This window comes from Microbispora sp. H13382 (assembly GCF_014161445.1).
Taxonomy (GTDB): domain Bacteria; phylum Actinomycetota; class Actinomycetes; order Streptosporangiales; family Streptosporangiaceae; genus Microbispora.
The window spans coordinates 125839-140262 of record NZ_JABBXA010000021.1; the positions used below are offsets into that span (position 1 = coordinate 125839).

Consider the following 14424-nt stretch of genomic DNA (forward strand, 5'->3'; position numbering starts at 1 on the left):
TCACCGAGCGGCGACATCGCCGATCACCAGGTCCTCGACCCTGCAGGTCTCCGCGATGACGAGTTCGTAGAGCCGGCGCAGGAAGTCGGGGTCGATCCCGTGGTCCTGCGCGTATAGGGCGGCCCGCCGCTGCACGATGCCGATGCGGTGGGGCTGCATCATCGGGACGTCGTTCTCGCGCTTGAAATGCGCGATTTCCACGCAGCACTCGATACGCCTGCGCAGCGTGTCGAGCAGCGACTCGTCGATACGGTCGAGCGAGGCCCGCAGCGTCTCCAGACCGTCTACTCCGGCGCCGTTGCCAGCCATGTGAACAGCCCTCCAATCGGGGGTGCACGGGATGTTCCGGCCCTGTCGGGCTAATTCAGGATTCGATCCGGCGGGTATTTCTCACAACCCCTAACGGCCCCACAGCGCGGCCGGACGATCCGGGGTGACCTCGGACTTCTCGATGGCCCCAGCCCGCCCCGGCGGAAGAGTCGCCGGCGACCCCGGTTCACCCCTATCGGGAAACGACTCGTCCCGAATTATCGGGAAATTTTATTGACCTGCCCGAAACACCGGAACTAGCCTCCGGTCGCGTGAGCATGTGAGAGAAACGGCGGTGGCGAAAGTGAAACCTCGGGCATTCGTTCTTACCGGATCATTCCTGGTGATCTGCCGGGCCCCTCTTTATCTGCGCGAACTGTCCCGCCGGGGGCTGCGGATCCTCGTGGTCACGCCGGCGTCCTGGCGGGAGCAGGCGGTGGCCCAGATGCGCGACCCCGCGCACCCGGCCTCGGTCATCGAGGAGATCGCCTTCACCGACGGCGACGTCAACACGGAGAACTCGTTCACCGCGGGCGTGATCTCCGGTGTACGGGCCTGGCGGGACCGCTACGACATCGCCGGCGTCTACGCGGTCGGCGAGACGCTGGTCGAGCCGACCGGCCTGCTCGCCGACGCCCTGGGGCTGCCCTCCCCCGGCCTGCGGGCCACCCGCGCCTGCCGCAGCAAGTATCTGCAGCGGTGGTACCTGCCCGAGTTCAGCCCGGCCTCGGCGGTCGTCCCGCCGGCCGCGCGCGCCGCGTTCGCCGCGGACGGCGTGTCGTTCCCCGCCGTGGTCAAGCCCACCGGCCGCCACTCCAGCTCGGGCGTGGAGACCGTGCGCGACCCGGCCGAGCTGCGCGCCCAGCTCGACGCGTACCTGCCGCACGAGACGGTGCTGGTGGAGGAGAAGGTGACGGGCCAGGAGTTCTCCGTGGAGAGCCTGGTGCAGGACGGCCGGATCGTCTTCGCCTCGGTGACCCGCAAGGAGACGACCGAGTCGGGCGCCCGCACCTTCGTCGAGCTGTCCCACTCGGTCCCGAACGAGCTGGACGGCGTGGACGGGGTCATCCTCGACGCCAACCGGCGCATGCTCGAACGGCTGGCCTTCGGATGCGGCATCGCGCACGCCGAGTGGCGGGTGGACGGCACGGGCCGGCCGTACCTGATGGAGGTCGCCGCGCGCACTCCCGGCGACGGCCTGTCGATCCTCTACTCGCTCGCCACCGGCGCGCCGATGGAGCCGGAGATCGTCCGCATCGCCCTCGGGGAGCCCGCCGCCTACCCCGCGCCCCGCCGGTACGCCCGGCAGGTCTACCTGGAGCACGAGCCCGGGCGGCTCGGCGACGTGACGGTGGACTGGCCGGACGTCTCCCCGGTCTGGGTCGGCGAGGGCGGCCTGTGGCCCGAGATCGCGCCCGGCGCCCCGGACGACCCGCCCACGCTGCGGGCCGTGCTCGTGCTGAAGGACCGCGGCGCGGAGCTCGGGCCGCTGCACAGCAGCGACGACCGCGCCGTGACGTTCCTCATTGACGCGCCCACCCCGGCGGAGCTGGACGAACTCGAGATGCGCGTACGGCACGCCGTACGGATCCACGCGCTCGCTCCCGAGCCCACCGGCGTGCGGATGTGAGCCCGGCGAACGCGCGAGGGCGCGGCGGGAGGCGATGAGCCTCCCGCCGCGCCCCGCTTTTCAGGGGGTGCGGGCCGTCAGGGGTAGCTGACGACGTTGACCGGGACGGTGGCCGTGCCCTGGGCCGGGCCGCCCGTGTCGTTGATGACGTGGGCGATCGTGCCGACGCCGCCCAGCGACACCGTGAGCAGGTCGTGGAACTTCACGCCCGGCCTGTTGGGGGCCTCGAAGCCGCGCTCGGCCACGATCGACGGGTCGGTGCTGAAGTTGCAGTAGCTGCCCATCCCCCAGGCCTCGTGGCTGGTGACGGAGTCGGCCACCTTGTAGGCGGCGTAGCCCCGGGTCGAGCCGTTCATCCAGGACGCCTGGTTCGGCGGGTCGTACGGCAGCTCGTTCTGGAAGAAGATCGTCTTGCCGCCCTGACCGTTCCAGATCACCTCGTACTTCTTGTAGTGCTCGACGAACAGGCCGTACGCCGTCACGTTGTCGCCGTTGACGATCAGGCCGGTGTCGGCGGGGTTGGTGTTCCAGCCCACGCCCGCGCCGTGGTCGGCCCGCCACGCCCAGATGTGGTCGATGATCGTGTTGTCGCTGTTCACGACCAGGCTGGTGGTGGCCGAGCCGGGGCCCGCGCCGCCGATCCGGAAGAACACGTCCTGGATCGAGATCGGGTTGGCGGCGTGGCTCGCCGAGGCGTTGTCGGGGCCGACCCGCATCAGCACCGGCGAGTTGACCGTGCCGGCGTCGAGGAGCAGGCCCGCGATCTTCACGCCGTCGACGTCGGCGACGTTCACCGCGACGACGCCGTTGTCCGGAATCAGCGTGGCGTAGCCGAGCCCGAGGACCACCGTGTCGGGCCGGGTCACGTTGAGCGTCTGGTTGAGGTGGTAGACGCCCGGCGTGAACAGCAGGTTGAGCCCCTGGCTCAGCGCCTGGTTGAGCGTGGCGGCGCTGTCGGACGGCTTGGCGACGTAGAACTGGGTGAGCGGGATCGACGTGCCGGGGGTCGCGCCGTTCGCCCAGCTCACGCCGCTGGAGTTCGTCCGCGGCGACGGGACGAAGACGCGGTACGCGCCGCCCGAGTCCACGTACAGGTACGGCTTCTCCCGGGTGACGGGGCTGGTCGCGAGCGTCGTGTACGGCGGGTTCGGGAAGCTCTGCGCCGGCGCGCCGACGACGCCGGAGAACACCATGTTCCAGACGCCGTTGGTCCAGCCGCCGATCGTGCTGTCGCGGGTGAACCACTGCTGCTGGGAGTACGGGCCCACCGTGCCGTCGATCTTGCTGTCGGCGATGTAGCCGCCGCTGGCCCAGCCGTACCCGTTGGGGGCGAGGTTCAGCCCGCCGCGGACGTGGATCCGCCGGAACGGCGCGGCCTGGGCCACGGCCCACCGGTCGGTGCCGTTGACCGGGACCACGGCCAGGTTCTCGGCCGAGCGCCAGAAGTTCTGGGTCGCGTTGCCGTTGAACCACCCGGCGTCGACGGTGATGTCGCCGTTGATCGTGACGTTGTCGGGCGACTGGCCGAGGCCGGCGATCGAGGTGTAGAAGCCGATCTGGGCGTTGAGGCCGCTGTAGGTGCCCGGCTTGAACAGCAGCGCGTACCGCTGGCTGCCGAACTGGTTCGACTCCTGCTGCCTGAAGATGGTGTCGAGCGTGCTCTGGATGCTCGCGCTCGACATCGACGGGTCGAAGACCCGCACGTTCGGCCCGAGGTCGCCGCCGCCCGGGAGGGTGGGGCCGTCGTCACCGCCGCCGGTGGTGTTGACGGCGAACTCCCAGAGCGAGTAGCCGTACGCGGTGGCCCGGGTGAGGCCGGACATCCGGACGAACCGGCCGGTGGCCGACACGTCGAGCGACTGGGTCCCGCTCACGCCGTTCACCGTCGCGGTGGCGTCCGACCACGACGACCCGTCCGGCGACACCTGGATCTTGAACGTCCTGGCGTAGGCGGCCTCCCAATTCAGGATCACCTTGCAGATCTGCTGGGAGCTGCCGAGGTCGACCTGGATCCACTGCGGGTCGCTGAACGCGCTCGACCACCGGGTGCCGGTGTTGCCGTCGAAGGCCGCCGACGCCGGGGACGCGGCGTTCTCCGTCGAGGAGGCCGACGCGGGCCTGCCCTGCGCGACGTTCGCGGTGCCGCACGTCGTCCCGCCGTCACCCGACGCGGTGTTGACGGCGAACTCCCAGAGCGAGTAGCCGTACGCGGTGGCCCGGGTGAGGCCGGACATCCGGACGAACCGGCCGGTCGCGGTCAGGTCGAGCGACTGGGTCCCGCTCACGCCGTTCACCGTCGCGGTGGCGTCCGACCAGGCGGAGCCGTCGGCCGACACCTGGATTTTGAAGGTCTGGGCGCGGGCGGCCTCCCAGTTGAGCACCACCTTGCAGATCTGCTGCGAACTGCCGAGGTCGACCTGGATCCACTGGGGGTCGCTGAACGCGCTCGACCACCGGGTGGAGGTGTCGCCGTCGAAGGCCGCCGACGCCGGGGTTCCGGCGTTCTCCGTCGAGGAGGCCGACGCCGGCCTGCCCTGCGCGACGTTGGTCGTGCCGCAGGCCGCCGCGGCGGCACTGTAGGTGGAGGGGACGACGCCGGCCACGGCCGCGAAGGTCGACAGGGCGGCGAACCCGGCGGCGACCAGGCCGATCCGCCGGCGCCGGGGCCGGAAATGAGGCCATGAGGATGGAGGCATGCACGTCTCCTTGGGTGCGGAGCCCCTCGGGCGAGGGTTGGGGGATGAGAGAGGTCCAGCGGACCGAGAGTGCGCCCCTTCACCCGCTTATGTCAATGCTTAGTTCACACCGCGAAATATGTGTTGACTCAAATGAACATCCGGGTGCTACTCTCCGGGAGAGCGCTCTCCAATCCGGCCCCCGACCGATTCGCGCCCCGCCGATGCGGGTCCCCCTACCGGCCGCCTCCTCCCCGATACGGCGGCGCCGACGTGGGACGCCCGCGGGTGCGACCCCCCGGGCGCGAATCGGTCCCACCCTTCACAGTCCCACCTTCACCGGGAGGTCCAGATCGCGGGAATCCGGGCGGAGTCGTCAGCCGGCGGCGGTGATCCTGGCCACCTGGGGCGCGTTGAGGAACTCCTCCAGGACGAGGGTGGCGGCCCCCAGCGCGACCGCGTCGGGACCGAGGCGGCCCAGGACGATCGACGTCGCGGCGTACGGCTCGGCCAGCGAGTTGGCCGCGGTGGCGCGGCGGATGCCGGGCAGCAGGCTCTCGCCGAGCTGGACCCCCACCCAGCCGCCGATCACGATCTTCTCGGGGTTGACCAGGTTGACGAGATTGGCCAGGCCGACACCCAGGTAGGTGACGGTCTCCTCCACCACCGGCGACTTCGACGCGAGCACCCGGGCGAGGTCCTCCTCCCAGTCGCCCCCCGACGTGACGCCGGCCCGGTCCAGGATGGCCTCGATCCCGATGTACGCCTCCAAGCAGCCGCGTCCGCCGCAGCGGCAGGGCCGCCCGCCGGCCACGATCTTCGTGTGCCCCCACTCCCCGGCACTGCTGCTGACCCCGCGGAACGTGGTGCCGTCGGCCACGATCGTCGCGCCCACCCCCACGCCGAGCAGCACGATGACGGCGTCCGAGGCGCCCCGGCCCGAGCCGAACCACAGCTCGGCCTGGCCCATCGTCTTGGCGCCGTTGTCCACGTACAGCGGGAGCGAGGTGCCGCGGCGCAGGAGCGCTCCAAGCGGGACGCCGTCCCAGCCGAAGGTCTTGGCGTGGATGACGCCGTCCGCGCCCGGCTCGACTATGCCGGGGACGCCCACGCCGATGCCGAGCACCTGCTCGGGCGACACGCCCGCGTCGGACAGCACGACCTCGACGCCCGCCAGAATGTGCCGGGCGACCAGCTCGGGATCGTGCCGGGCCGGGCGCAGCATGTAGTCCACCTTGGCCCGCTCGGTCATCTCCAGGTCGAACAACCCCACCCGGACGTGCGTCTCGGCCACGTCGACGCCCACCGCGAAGCCGTACTCGGGGTTGACGCGCAGCAGCACGCGGGGGCGGCCGCCGTCCGACTCCACCTGACCCGCCTCGACGACGATGTTCTCGCCCAGCAGGTCGGCGGTCATCGTGCTGACCGTGGCGGCGCTCAGGCCGGTGCGCGCGGTGAGGTCGTTGCGGCTGGTCGGGCCGGAGAAGTAGAGCGCGCGCAGCAACACGGCCCGGTTGCCTCTGCGGATGTCCCGCACCGTCCTGCGCTGAGGCCTCGCCATGACCAACCTCCCCGTCGACACGGTCATCTTAGTTCAGAGGCGAAAACAAGCACCCGTGCCCTCCGCCGGCCTCCTCACGGTGGCATCTCCCGGTTACCCGCCCATTACGCCGCCGTGTCGTCCCCACCCTTCTTCCAGGCCGTGAACCAACGTCAGGGCGCTCCGTCCGTGCCGAACTCAGATAATCTGATGTCATGAAGGTGATGACCGCCACCGAGGCCTCGCGTAACTTCGCAGCCGTGCTGGACGAGGCCGAGCACGGGGAGACGATAGTCGTGACCCGCGGAGGCAGGCGGATCGCGGTCATCGGTCCCGCTCCCGTCGCGCCAGGGCGCATGGTGAAGGCGTTTCTGGCCAGAAGCGCCGGCACCCTCGACGCGGAGTTCGAGGCCGACGTCACAGCGGCCAGGGAGAGCATCCGCGACGAGATGAGGACCACGTGGCCCGACGCCTGATTCTCGACACCGGCGTTCTCATAGCCGCGGAGCGGGGCAAAGCCGAGGTGGACTCCGTCATCGGCGACGCCGACGACGTGGCTGTCGCAGCGATCACCATCGCCGAGTTGCTCGTCGGCGTCGAGCTGGCCGATCCGGTCCGGCGTCCGGCCCGGCAGGCGTTCGTGGACCAAGTTCTCGCACTGATTCCCGTCGAGGAATACACGACCGACATAGCCAGAGTTCATGCGCGTCTGATGGCACACCTGCGGCGCGAGGGCAAGACGCGCGGCGCCTACGACCTGCTCATCGCGGCGACGGCGGCGGCGACCGCCCGGACCGTGGTCACGATGGACTCGTCCGCGGCCTTCGACGGCCTGCCGGGCGTGCGGGCGCAGGTCGTGACCCGCTGACAGCGAAGGACACCCAGGGGCGGTCAGGCGCGGGCGGCCGCGAGTTCCTCCATGAGGGCTTCGACGAGGGCGGCGGCGGGGAGGTCGCGGGAGCGGCGGTACCCCCGGCCGCACCACAGGGCCATCGCCTCGGGGTCGCCGTGCTCGGCCGCCGCGCGGCGCAGGCCCTTCGTCAGGTGGTGCACCTGGGGGTAGCACGCGGGCGCCGACGCCTCGTGCTCGGCCATGAACCGGTTGGCCAGGCCGCGTGCCGTACGTCCGGAGAAGGCCCGGGTGAACGCGGTGCGGGTGAACCGGGGATCGGCGAGGGCGGCCTTGTGCAGGGGGTGCGCCCCGCTCTCCGGGGTGCGCAGGAAGGCGGTGCCCAGTTGCGCGGCGACCGCGCCCGCGGCGAGGACGGCGGCGGCGTCCGCGCCGTCCATGATCCCTCCGGCGGCCACGAGCGGCACGTCGGCCGCCTCCCGCACGAGGCCCACGAGTTCCGCCAGGTCATCGGGTGTCTTCCATGAGGGAGGCCCGGGCAGGAAGGCCGCCTGGTGCCCGCCCGCGCCGGGGCCCTGCACCACCACCGCGTCGGCTCCGGCCTCGGCCGCCGCGACCGCCTCCCACGGGGTGTTGACCATGACCATGACGACGGCCCCGGCGTCGTGGAGGCGGGCCGTCACCTCGGGCGGCGGGCAGCCGAAGGTGAAACCGGCCACCGGCACCCGTTCGTCCACCAGCAGGTCGATCTTGGCGTCCCACGCGTCGTCGTCCCAGGCGGGCGCCTCGGGCAGCGTCACGCCGTACCGTCCGGCCTCGGGGACGAGCTCCTCGCGATACCGGGCCACCGCCGCGTCGTCACCGGGCTCCTGCCGCACGGCCGCGAAATCGGGGACGAAGACGTTCACCCCGAACGGCCGGTCCGTCCTCTCGCGCACCGCCGCGATCTCCCGGCGCACGTCCTCCGCCGTGCGGTAGCCCGCCGCGAGGAACCCGAGACCGCCCGCCCCGGACACCGCCGCCGCCAGAGCCGGGGTGGACGCGCCGCCCGCCATGGGCGCCTGGATGATCGGGCTCGACGGCCCGAAGGGAAGGGCGCGACCGGTCACGGGACCTCCTCATTCGCCTCGACAGCAGCGTAGAACGCGGTCGACGAGCGCTCCGGCGGCCCCCGTGTACCCGGCGGGGTCGAACAGCCCGGCCAGGTCCAGCCCCTCAGGCACCGGTGTGAGCTGACTCAGCACCTCGGCCACGGGACGTCCCGACGCGGCGGCGACCGCGGACGCCTCTCCGAGCAGCCGCTTGGCGGCGGTCTTCCCCAGGACCGGCGCGAGCACGGCGGCCGCCCGTTCCGTGACGGTCAGGCTGCCGGTGAGCGCGAGGTTGGCCCGCATGCGCTCGGGGAACGCGACCAGTCCCTCGGCCAGTTCGGCCGTCACGGCGGCGGCACCGCCGACCAGCCGCAGGCACTCGCGCAGCGGCTGCCACTCCGCGTGCCAGGCGCCCGCGGGGCGTTCGTCCTCGGCGAGCAGGCAGTGCCCGAGAGCCGCGGCGAGCGCGGGCACCTGGATCGCCGCCGACCGGACGAGGGTGGCGAGGACCGGGTTGCGTTTGTGCGGCATGGCCGACGAGACGCCCCTGCCGGGGGCGGCCGGCTCCACGACCTCGGCCACCTCGGTCCGCGACAGCGACTGCACGTCGACGGCGATCTTCCCGAGCACCCCGGAGGTGAGCGCCAGCGCCCCGGCGAGGTCGGCGACCGGGATCCGCAGGACGTGCCAGGGGACCACCGGCTCGGCCAGCCCCACCTCGGCGGCGAAGGCCGCGATCAGCCGCTCCGGGTACGCCTCGGGGTCGGGCACCCCGGCGATCCGCGCGTACTCCACGTAGCCCGCCAGCGTGCCGGCCGCGCCGCCGAGCTCGGCGGGCAGATCGGCGCGCACCCGCCGCAGCCGCGCCGCCGCCTCGCGTACGGCGTGCAGCCACCCGGCCGCCTTCAGGCCGAACGTCGTGGGCACCGCCTGCTGCGTCAGCGTGCGGCCCGGCATCAGCGTGTCGCGGTGCGCCGCCGCGAGCCCCGCGAGCGCGGCCGCGGCCCGGTCCAGATCGGCGGTGATCAGGTCGAGGGTCCGGGCGGCCACCAGCATGGCGGCCGTGTCCATGATGTCCTGACTGGTAGAGCCGCGGTGCACGTATTCGGCCGCGTCCGGGTCCACCGCCGCCACGGCTGCCGTCAGGTCCTCGACCAGTGCCACGACGGGGTTGGCCGCCTCCCGGGCGCGCAGCGCCAGGGCCGCCAGGTCGAGGCCGCCCGCCTCCGCCACCTTGCCGATCGTCTCCGCGGCCTCCATGGGGACCACACCCAGCCGCGCCTGCGCGCGCACCAGGGCGGCCTCCGCGTCGAGCATCGCGCGCAGCCACGCGCCGTCTCCGGTCGCCCGCTCCGCGGCCGTGCCCACCCGGACCGGGGACAGCAGGCCCACATCCAGGTCGTTCACCGGACACCCGCCCGGGTCGCGCCGCAGGAGGCGGCGAGAGCCGTACGCGGTCCGGCGGCCACACGGGCGACCCTGCGACCACCCGCGAGGGCCCGCGCCCGCGTCAACGTCAGCACGCTGCGGGCGATGGCGTCGGAGTCGCCCAGGATCACGGAGTTCACCCCCGGCCGCACCCCCGCCGCGGTCACCCAGTGGACCGACTCGGTCGGCACGCCGTACGCGAACCGGCGCGGGTGGGCCCGCCCGTCCGCGTCCAGCAGCCGGTACGGCCGGCGGGTGACGGCCAGGCCGCCGGTCTCGTGGCCGTCCTCGCCGCGCCGCCCGCCGATCACGTACGCCCGGCACTGGCCGGTCCTGAGGAGGTGCCGCAGCAGGGGGTCGGCCGTGCGCCGCAGGTCGATCTCGGGCAGCCGCGCCTCGACGAGCACCCTGGCCCGTACGACGGACCCCGGCACGGCGGCCGACTCGGCCTCGAAGACGCCGTCGCGGGCGCGGACGCGCATGCCGGGACCGATGACGGTGAGCACGCCCGCCTCGATGAGCGCGATCATCTGCTCGACCCGCTCGGCCGGCGGTCCGATGGACAGGAACGCGTTGAGCGGCGTGTACCACCGGTCGAGGTCGTCGCGGTGCGAGCGCCCGGTGAGCCCGCCGTGGTCGACCACCTGCCTGACCTCGTTGCGCAGGTCGCGCAGCACGTCGAGGGCGGCCTTCAGCGGGCCGCTCACGTTGCCCGCGCGGGCCTGGGCCAGGTCGGTGCGCAGATAGGCGGTCAGCCACTCGCGCCAGTCGTCCGGGCCGGTGAAGCCGATCCCCCGGTACGGCTCGGCCACGCTCTCCCAGTCCCACCGCACCGCCGGGCCGATGCCGAAGGCGTCCAGCACCAGGGCCTCCCCTGCGTCGCCCCAGGGGTGGGCGAGGTAGGCGGCGCGAAAGCGGCCGGCGACGCACTCGCACTCCCGCCGCGCCAGCAGGGTGGCGTAGTAGACGGTCTCCACCTCCTTCGCGATCAGCGGCCACAGGTCGGCGCGGAAGTCGAGCCCGCCGCGGGCGGCCGAGCGCGCGGCCAGCGACGCGATCCTGCCCGGCGTGAGCAGCAGCGGTTCGTGCCTGCCCTCGACGCCCTTCTCGTTCTCGCCCCGGGACTGGTACGGAATGCCCCGGCGCGATCCGGCGTACAGGCGGGGCTCGCGGCCGGAGGGCCGGTAGACGAGGCGGCCCGCCTCGTCCCGCTCGAACCGGCCGCCGCGCCCGAGCGTCAGCAGGGCCATGTGGTCGAAGAAGTTGAGCCCGAGGCCGCGCAGCAGCACCGCCTCCCCCGGCCGCACCTCGCCGAGGTCGGCGTCGGCGGGGTTGGCGGGCGGCACGTGGACCAGGCCGTGGGCGGCGGCGTACGCGGCGGCCTCCCGCTCGGCGTCCGTGTGCTCGACCGGCAGGTGCCCCTGCGCCAGGACCACCGCGTCGAGCGAGCCGAGCACGCTGCCGTCCTCCAGCACCACCCGCTGCGCGCCGGTGCCGGGCACGTCGTCGAGCGCGGTCGCCCGGGTGGCGTGCACCCGCACCTCCACCTGCCGCGGCGCCCGCGCGACCACCCGCTCGAAGACCCAGCGCAGGTAGCGGCCGTAGAAGGCGCGGGTGGGGTAGGTGTCGGGCCCGAGCCGCCGCGCCTCGGCGAGCACGTCCTCCTCGACGCCGTCAGGGAAGAGCACCAGGTGGCGTGCCCACTCGTACAGGCTGGGGCCGGTCTCCAGCGGCCCGCGGATGTCGACGCTGGGGTCGGTGAAGAGCGTGACCTGCGAGGCGACGGTGTTCATCAGCAGCTGACCAGGCTGGTCGGTGCGCCACACCTGGCCCGCCCCCGGCGGGTACGGATCCACGATGTGCAGCAGGACCCGTGCCCGCGGCGGCAGCCGCCGCGCGTTGGCGCACAGCCGCTCGACCACCGACATGCCGCGCGGCCCCGCGCCGATCACGCACACCTCGAACGGCCGGGTCGATCGTGTTGTGGACATCCGCTCCTCCAGTTCCCGTCTGGTCGTGAGTCGAGAATGCGGGACCGGAGTCTTGGTGAGGTATGTCACATTTGGCGAGGCGGTGTTAAGCATTGCTTCATGCACGATGTCACGCGCCTGGCGGCGCTGGTGGCGGTCGCCGAGGCCGGTTCGATCACCCGGGCGGCCGCCCGCCTCGGCTACACGCCGCCCGCGTTGTCGCAGCAGATGGCCAAGCTGGAGCGGGAGGCGGGAGCCGTGCTGGTGATCCGGCACCGCCGCGGCGCCACGCTCACGGCGGCGGGCGAGCTGCTGGTGGAGCACGCCCGGCGGGTGCTCGACGAGCTGGAACGGGCCCGCCACGGCCTGGCCGCGCTCGCCGGCCTGTCCGGCGGGCACATCACGATCGGCACGTTCACAACCGCGGGCATCCACCTGTTACCGCCGGTCCTCGCGGCGTTCCGGCGGGCTCACCCCGCCGTCGAGGTGAATGTGAGGGAGTACGAACCGCCGTCCGGGCTGCCCGCGCTGGCCACGGGCGAGGCGGATCTCGTGCTCACCCACACCTACGAGCATCAGCCCGATCCCGCGCTGCCCTCGGGGGTCACCGTCGAGGCGCTGCTGGTGGAGGAGCTCGTGCTGGTGGCCGCCCCCGGGCACGCGCTCACCGACGCGGCCGAGCCGCTGCCGTGGCCGGAGCTCGCCGGGCGGCCGCTGATCAGCGGCTCGCGCGGGCTGGCCAACCGGGAGGCGCTGGAGGCGCTGTTCCGCCGTGAGGGGCTGGCGCCGCCCGTCGTGGCGTACGAGACGGGCAACTACGGCATGTCGTGCGCTCTGGCCAGCGGGGGGATGGGCCTCGCCCTCGTGCCGAGGACCGTCGCCGAGCTGGCGGAAAACCCCCTCGGCGTACGGCGGCTCGCCCCGCCCGGCCTGCACCGCACGATCAGCCTGGCCAGGCGGTCCGACGACAGGTCCCCCGCGCTGGCGACCATGCGTTCGCTGTTCAGGAGCACGGGCAAGGCGGCGCCCCGGCGGTCCCCGGAGGAACCGCCGAGGTGAGCGCCCGTCAGCCGGACTCTGTCAGTCGAATTCGGGGTCGGTGGTGCGGCTGCGCTTCATCTCGTAGAAGTACGGGAACTTCGCCATGGCGAGGGCGCCGTCGAAGATGCGGGCGGCCTCATCGCCGCGCGGGATGCGCGTCATCACCGGTCCGAAGAACGCCACGCCGTCGATGTGGATCGTGGGCGTGCCGACCTCGTCTCCGACCGGGTCCATGCCCTCGTGGTGCATGCGGCGCAGGGCCTCGTCGTACTCGTCGGTGCCGGCGGCGTCGGCCAGCTCGGCCGGCAGCCCGACCTCGGCGAGCGCCTCCTTGGCCACGACCCCGTAGTCCTTGTTGTCCTGGTTGTGGATGCGGGTGCCCATCGCGGTGTAGAGGTCGCGCAGCACGGCCTCCCCGTGGTGCTGCGCGGCGGCGACGCACACCCGGACCGGGCCCCGCCACCTGGGCACCGCCTCGCGGTAGAAGTCGGACAGGTCTTCCTTGCCCTCGTTCAGCACGGACAGGCTCATCACGCGGAACCGCAGGTCGATGTCGCGCTGCTTCTCGACCTCCAGGATCCATCGCGACGTGACCCACGCGAACGGGCAGACGGGATCGAAGTAGAAGTCCACTCTGGGACGGCTGTCCGCCCCGGCCTGGTCGACAGCGCTGTCGATGTCGCTCATGAAACTCTCCTGACGGAAATGGTCGGGGGATCGGGGGGCCGGTTCCGCGAGCGTATCCGAGGGCGCCGCGCGAACGTCACCGGACTTGACCCCTCAAACCCGCGGCGGTTTCCCCTCATCCCGCCGTGAACGGGTGGCGTTCTCACCGGTCGTGGTCCCTAGGGTGTCCGTATGACTGAGATCCACGAGAAGGCGGCGGTCCTGCGCGCGCTTCACGTGCCCGGCGACCCCGTCGTGCTGCCCAACGCCTGGGACGCCGCGTCGGCGCGCGCCGTCGAGGCGGCCGGGTTCCCCGCGGTCGCCACCGGCAGCGAGTCCGTCGCGGCCGCCCTGGGCTACGAGGACGGGCACGACACACCCGTGGACGAGATGTTCGCGGCCGTGGCCCGCATCACCCGGGTCGTGGCCGTCCCCGTCACCGCCGACGTGGAGCGCGGCTACGGCCTGAAGCCCGCCGAACTCGTCGAACGACTGGCCGCCGCGGGCGCCGTGGGCTGCAACCTGGAGGACTCCGACCCGGCGACCGGCTCGATGATCGACGCCGCCGAGCAGGCGGACTTCCTCGCCGCCGTGCGGGCGGCGGCGGCCGAGGCCGGGACCGGCCTCGTGATCAACGCCCGGGTGGACACCTTCATCCACGGCGCCGGAACCCCCGGCGAGAGGCTCGCGGAGGCGATCGACCGGGGCCGCCGCTACCTCGCGGCCGGCGCCGACTGCGCCTACCCGATCCTCGCGAGCGATCCCGAGACGATCGGCGCGCTCGCCCGGGAGATCGGCGGCCCGATCAACGTGCTGATGCGGCCCGGTGTGCCGGCCATCCGCGACCTCGCGGCCCTCGGCGTGGCCAGGGTCAGCTTCGGTCCGGGCGTCCACCGCGCGACCCAGGCGTTCACCGCCCGCATGCTCGCGACCATCGCCCGAGGCGAGGACCCCTTCCCGCCACCCGCCTGACCGGCACCAGGGCGCTGTCGCGCGGCCTGGGCGCCATGGGCGGCCGGAGGCGCCCGCCCATGGCATGCACGGTCAGCCGTCCGTCGTCACTTGCACCGGCTGGGCTTGGTGGCGTTGAGATCCCTTGACCGAGACCAGGTGCTGTCCACTGCAGTTCCACTGATAAGCGGACCCGGATGTGGTGACGAGGACCGCGTAGGTGGTGGCCTGGCACCCGAGGGCCTTGGCCCGACTCATCCCCAGCCCGCGCCG

At 72.8% G+C, this 14424-nt stretch carries 12 protein-coding genes; 5 read left to right on the top strand and 7 right to left on the bottom strand.

The window, feature by feature from the left end:
- Positions 1–309: a chorismate mutase family protein gene (locus HHX41_RS32320; protein ID WP_169981577.1), complete on the bottom strand. Its 309-nt coding sequence runs from the start codon at positions 307–309 to the stop codon at positions 1–3.
- A 304-nt stretch (positions 310–613) separates the two neighbouring features.
- On the opposite strand from HHX41_RS32320, the gene HHX41_RS32325 reads away from it, so the two are divergent.
- Complete coding sequence (locus HHX41_RS32325; protein ID WP_182908969.1) at positions 614–1939, top strand: ATP-grasp domain-containing protein; 1326 nt, start codon at positions 614–616, stop codon at positions 1937–1939.
- 77 nt (positions 1940–2016) lie between these two features.
- Here HHX41_RS32325 and HHX41_RS32330 read toward each other — a convergent pair whose 3' ends face one another.
- Positions 2017–4635: a discoidin domain-containing protein gene (locus HHX41_RS32330; RefSeq protein WP_182908970.1), complete on the bottom strand. Its 2619-nt coding sequence runs from the start codon at positions 4633–4635 to the stop codon at positions 2017–2019.
- 355 nt (positions 4636–4990) lie between these two features.
- Positions 4991–6175, bottom strand: coding sequence for an ROK family protein (locus HHX41_RS32335; RefSeq protein ID WP_169981574.1), 1185 nt, complete (start codon positions 6173–6175; stop codon positions 4991–4993).
- A 194-nt stretch (positions 6176–6369) separates the two neighbouring features.
- Between HHX41_RS32335 and HHX41_RS32340 the strand changes: the two genes are divergently transcribed.
- Both HHX41_RS32340 and HHX41_RS32345 read left to right on the top strand, forming a co-directional pair.
- Positions 6370–6630: a type II toxin-antitoxin system Phd/YefM family antitoxin gene (locus HHX41_RS32340; RefSeq protein WP_169981573.1), complete on the top strand. Its 261-nt coding sequence runs from the start codon at positions 6370–6372 to the stop codon at positions 6628–6630.
- Positions 6615–7022 carry a PIN domain-containing protein gene (locus tag HHX41_RS32345; RefSeq protein WP_182908971.1) on the top strand — a complete coding sequence of 136 codons (408 nt, stop codon included), beginning with the start codon at positions 6615–6617 and terminating at the stop codon, positions 7020–7022. The genes HHX41_RS32340 and HHX41_RS32345 overlap by 16 nt, the downstream gene beginning before the upstream one ends.
- A 23-nt stretch (positions 7023–7045) precedes the next feature.
- Here the strand turns inward: HHX41_RS32345 and HHX41_RS32350 are convergent, their stop codons facing one another.
- The 3 genes from HHX41_RS32350 to HHX41_RS32360 are packed head-to-tail and all read right to left on the bottom strand — an operon-like array spanning position 7046 to position 11514.
- Complete coding sequence (locus HHX41_RS32350) at positions 7046–8113, bottom strand: nitronate monooxygenase (RefSeq protein WP_310742284.1); 1068 nt, start codon at positions 8111–8113, stop codon at positions 7046–7048.
- 9 nt (positions 8114–8122) lie between these two features.
- Complete coding sequence (gene pcaB / locus HHX41_RS32355; protein WP_310742285.1) at positions 8123–9502, bottom strand: 3-carboxy-cis,cis-muconate cycloisomerase; 1380 nt, start codon at positions 9500–9502, stop codon at positions 8123–8125.
- Positions 9499–11514, bottom strand: coding sequence for an FAD/NAD(P)-binding domain-containing protein (locus HHX41_RS32360; protein WP_182908972.1), 2016 nt, complete (start codon positions 11512–11514; stop codon positions 9499–9501). Before HHX41_RS32360 ends, pcaB begins: the two co-directional genes overlap by 4 nt.
- Positions 11515–11613: 99 nt before the next feature.
- On the opposite strand from HHX41_RS32360, the gene HHX41_RS32365 reads away from it, so the two are divergent.
- The gene (locus HHX41_RS32365) at positions 11614–12552 is read left to right on the top strand and encodes a LysR family transcriptional regulator (RefSeq protein WP_182908973.1); all 939 of its coding nucleotides are present in this window, start codon (positions 11614–11616) and stop codon (positions 12550–12552) included.
- Between the two features lie 21 nt (positions 12553–12573).
- Here the strand turns inward: HHX41_RS32365 and HHX41_RS32370 are convergent, their stop codons facing one another.
- Positions 12574–13221 carry a DsbA family protein gene (locus HHX41_RS32370; protein WP_169981569.1) on the bottom strand — a complete coding sequence of 216 codons (648 nt, stop codon included), beginning with the start codon at positions 13219–13221 and terminating at the stop codon, positions 12574–12576.
- A gap of 171 nt (positions 13222–13392) precedes the next feature.
- Here HHX41_RS32370 and HHX41_RS32375 point away from each other — a divergent pair, with 171 nt between their 5' ends.
- The gene (locus HHX41_RS32375; RefSeq protein WP_182908974.1) at positions 13393–14172 is read left to right on the top strand and encodes an isocitrate lyase/phosphoenolpyruvate mutase family protein; all 780 of its coding nucleotides are present in this window, start codon (positions 13393–13395) and stop codon (positions 14170–14172) included.
- Positions 14173–14424 lie beyond the last annotated feature (252 nt).

What these genes read in the sequence shown, in the direction of transcription:
- HHX41_RS32375 (WP_182908974.1), top strand. Translation starts at nt 13,393, where the DNA reads ATGACTGAGATCCACGAGAAGGCGGCGGTCCTGCGCGCGCTTCACGTG.
- HHX41_RS32335 (WP_169981574.1), bottom strand. Translation starts at nt 6,175, where the DNA reads ATGGCGAGGCCTCAGCGCAGGACGGTGCGGGACATCCGCAGAGGCAAC.
- HHX41_RS32320 (WP_169981577.1), bottom strand. Translation starts at nt 309, where the DNA reads ATGGCTGGCAACGGCGCCGGAGTAGACGGTCTGGAGACGCTGCGGGCC.
- HHX41_RS32365 (WP_182908973.1), top strand. Translation starts at nt 11,614, where the DNA reads ATGCACGATGTCACGCGCCTGGCGGCGCTGGTGGCGGTCGCCGAGGCC.
- HHX41_RS32330 (WP_182908970.1), bottom strand. Translation starts at nt 4,635, where the DNA reads ATGCCTCCATCCTCATGGCCTCATTTCCGGCCCCGGCGCCGGCGGATC.
- HHX41_RS32370 (WP_169981569.1), bottom strand. Translation starts at nt 13,221, where the DNA reads ATGAGCGACATCGACAGCGCTGTCGACCAGGCCGGGGCGGACAGCCGT.
- HHX41_RS32360 (WP_182908972.1), bottom strand. Translation starts at nt 11,514, where the DNA reads ATGTCCACAACACGATCGACCCGGCCGTTCGAGGTGTGCGTGATCGGC.
- HHX41_RS32340 (WP_169981573.1), top strand. Translation starts at nt 6,370, where the DNA reads ATGAAGGTGATGACCGCCACCGAGGCCTCGCGTAACTTCGCAGCCGTG.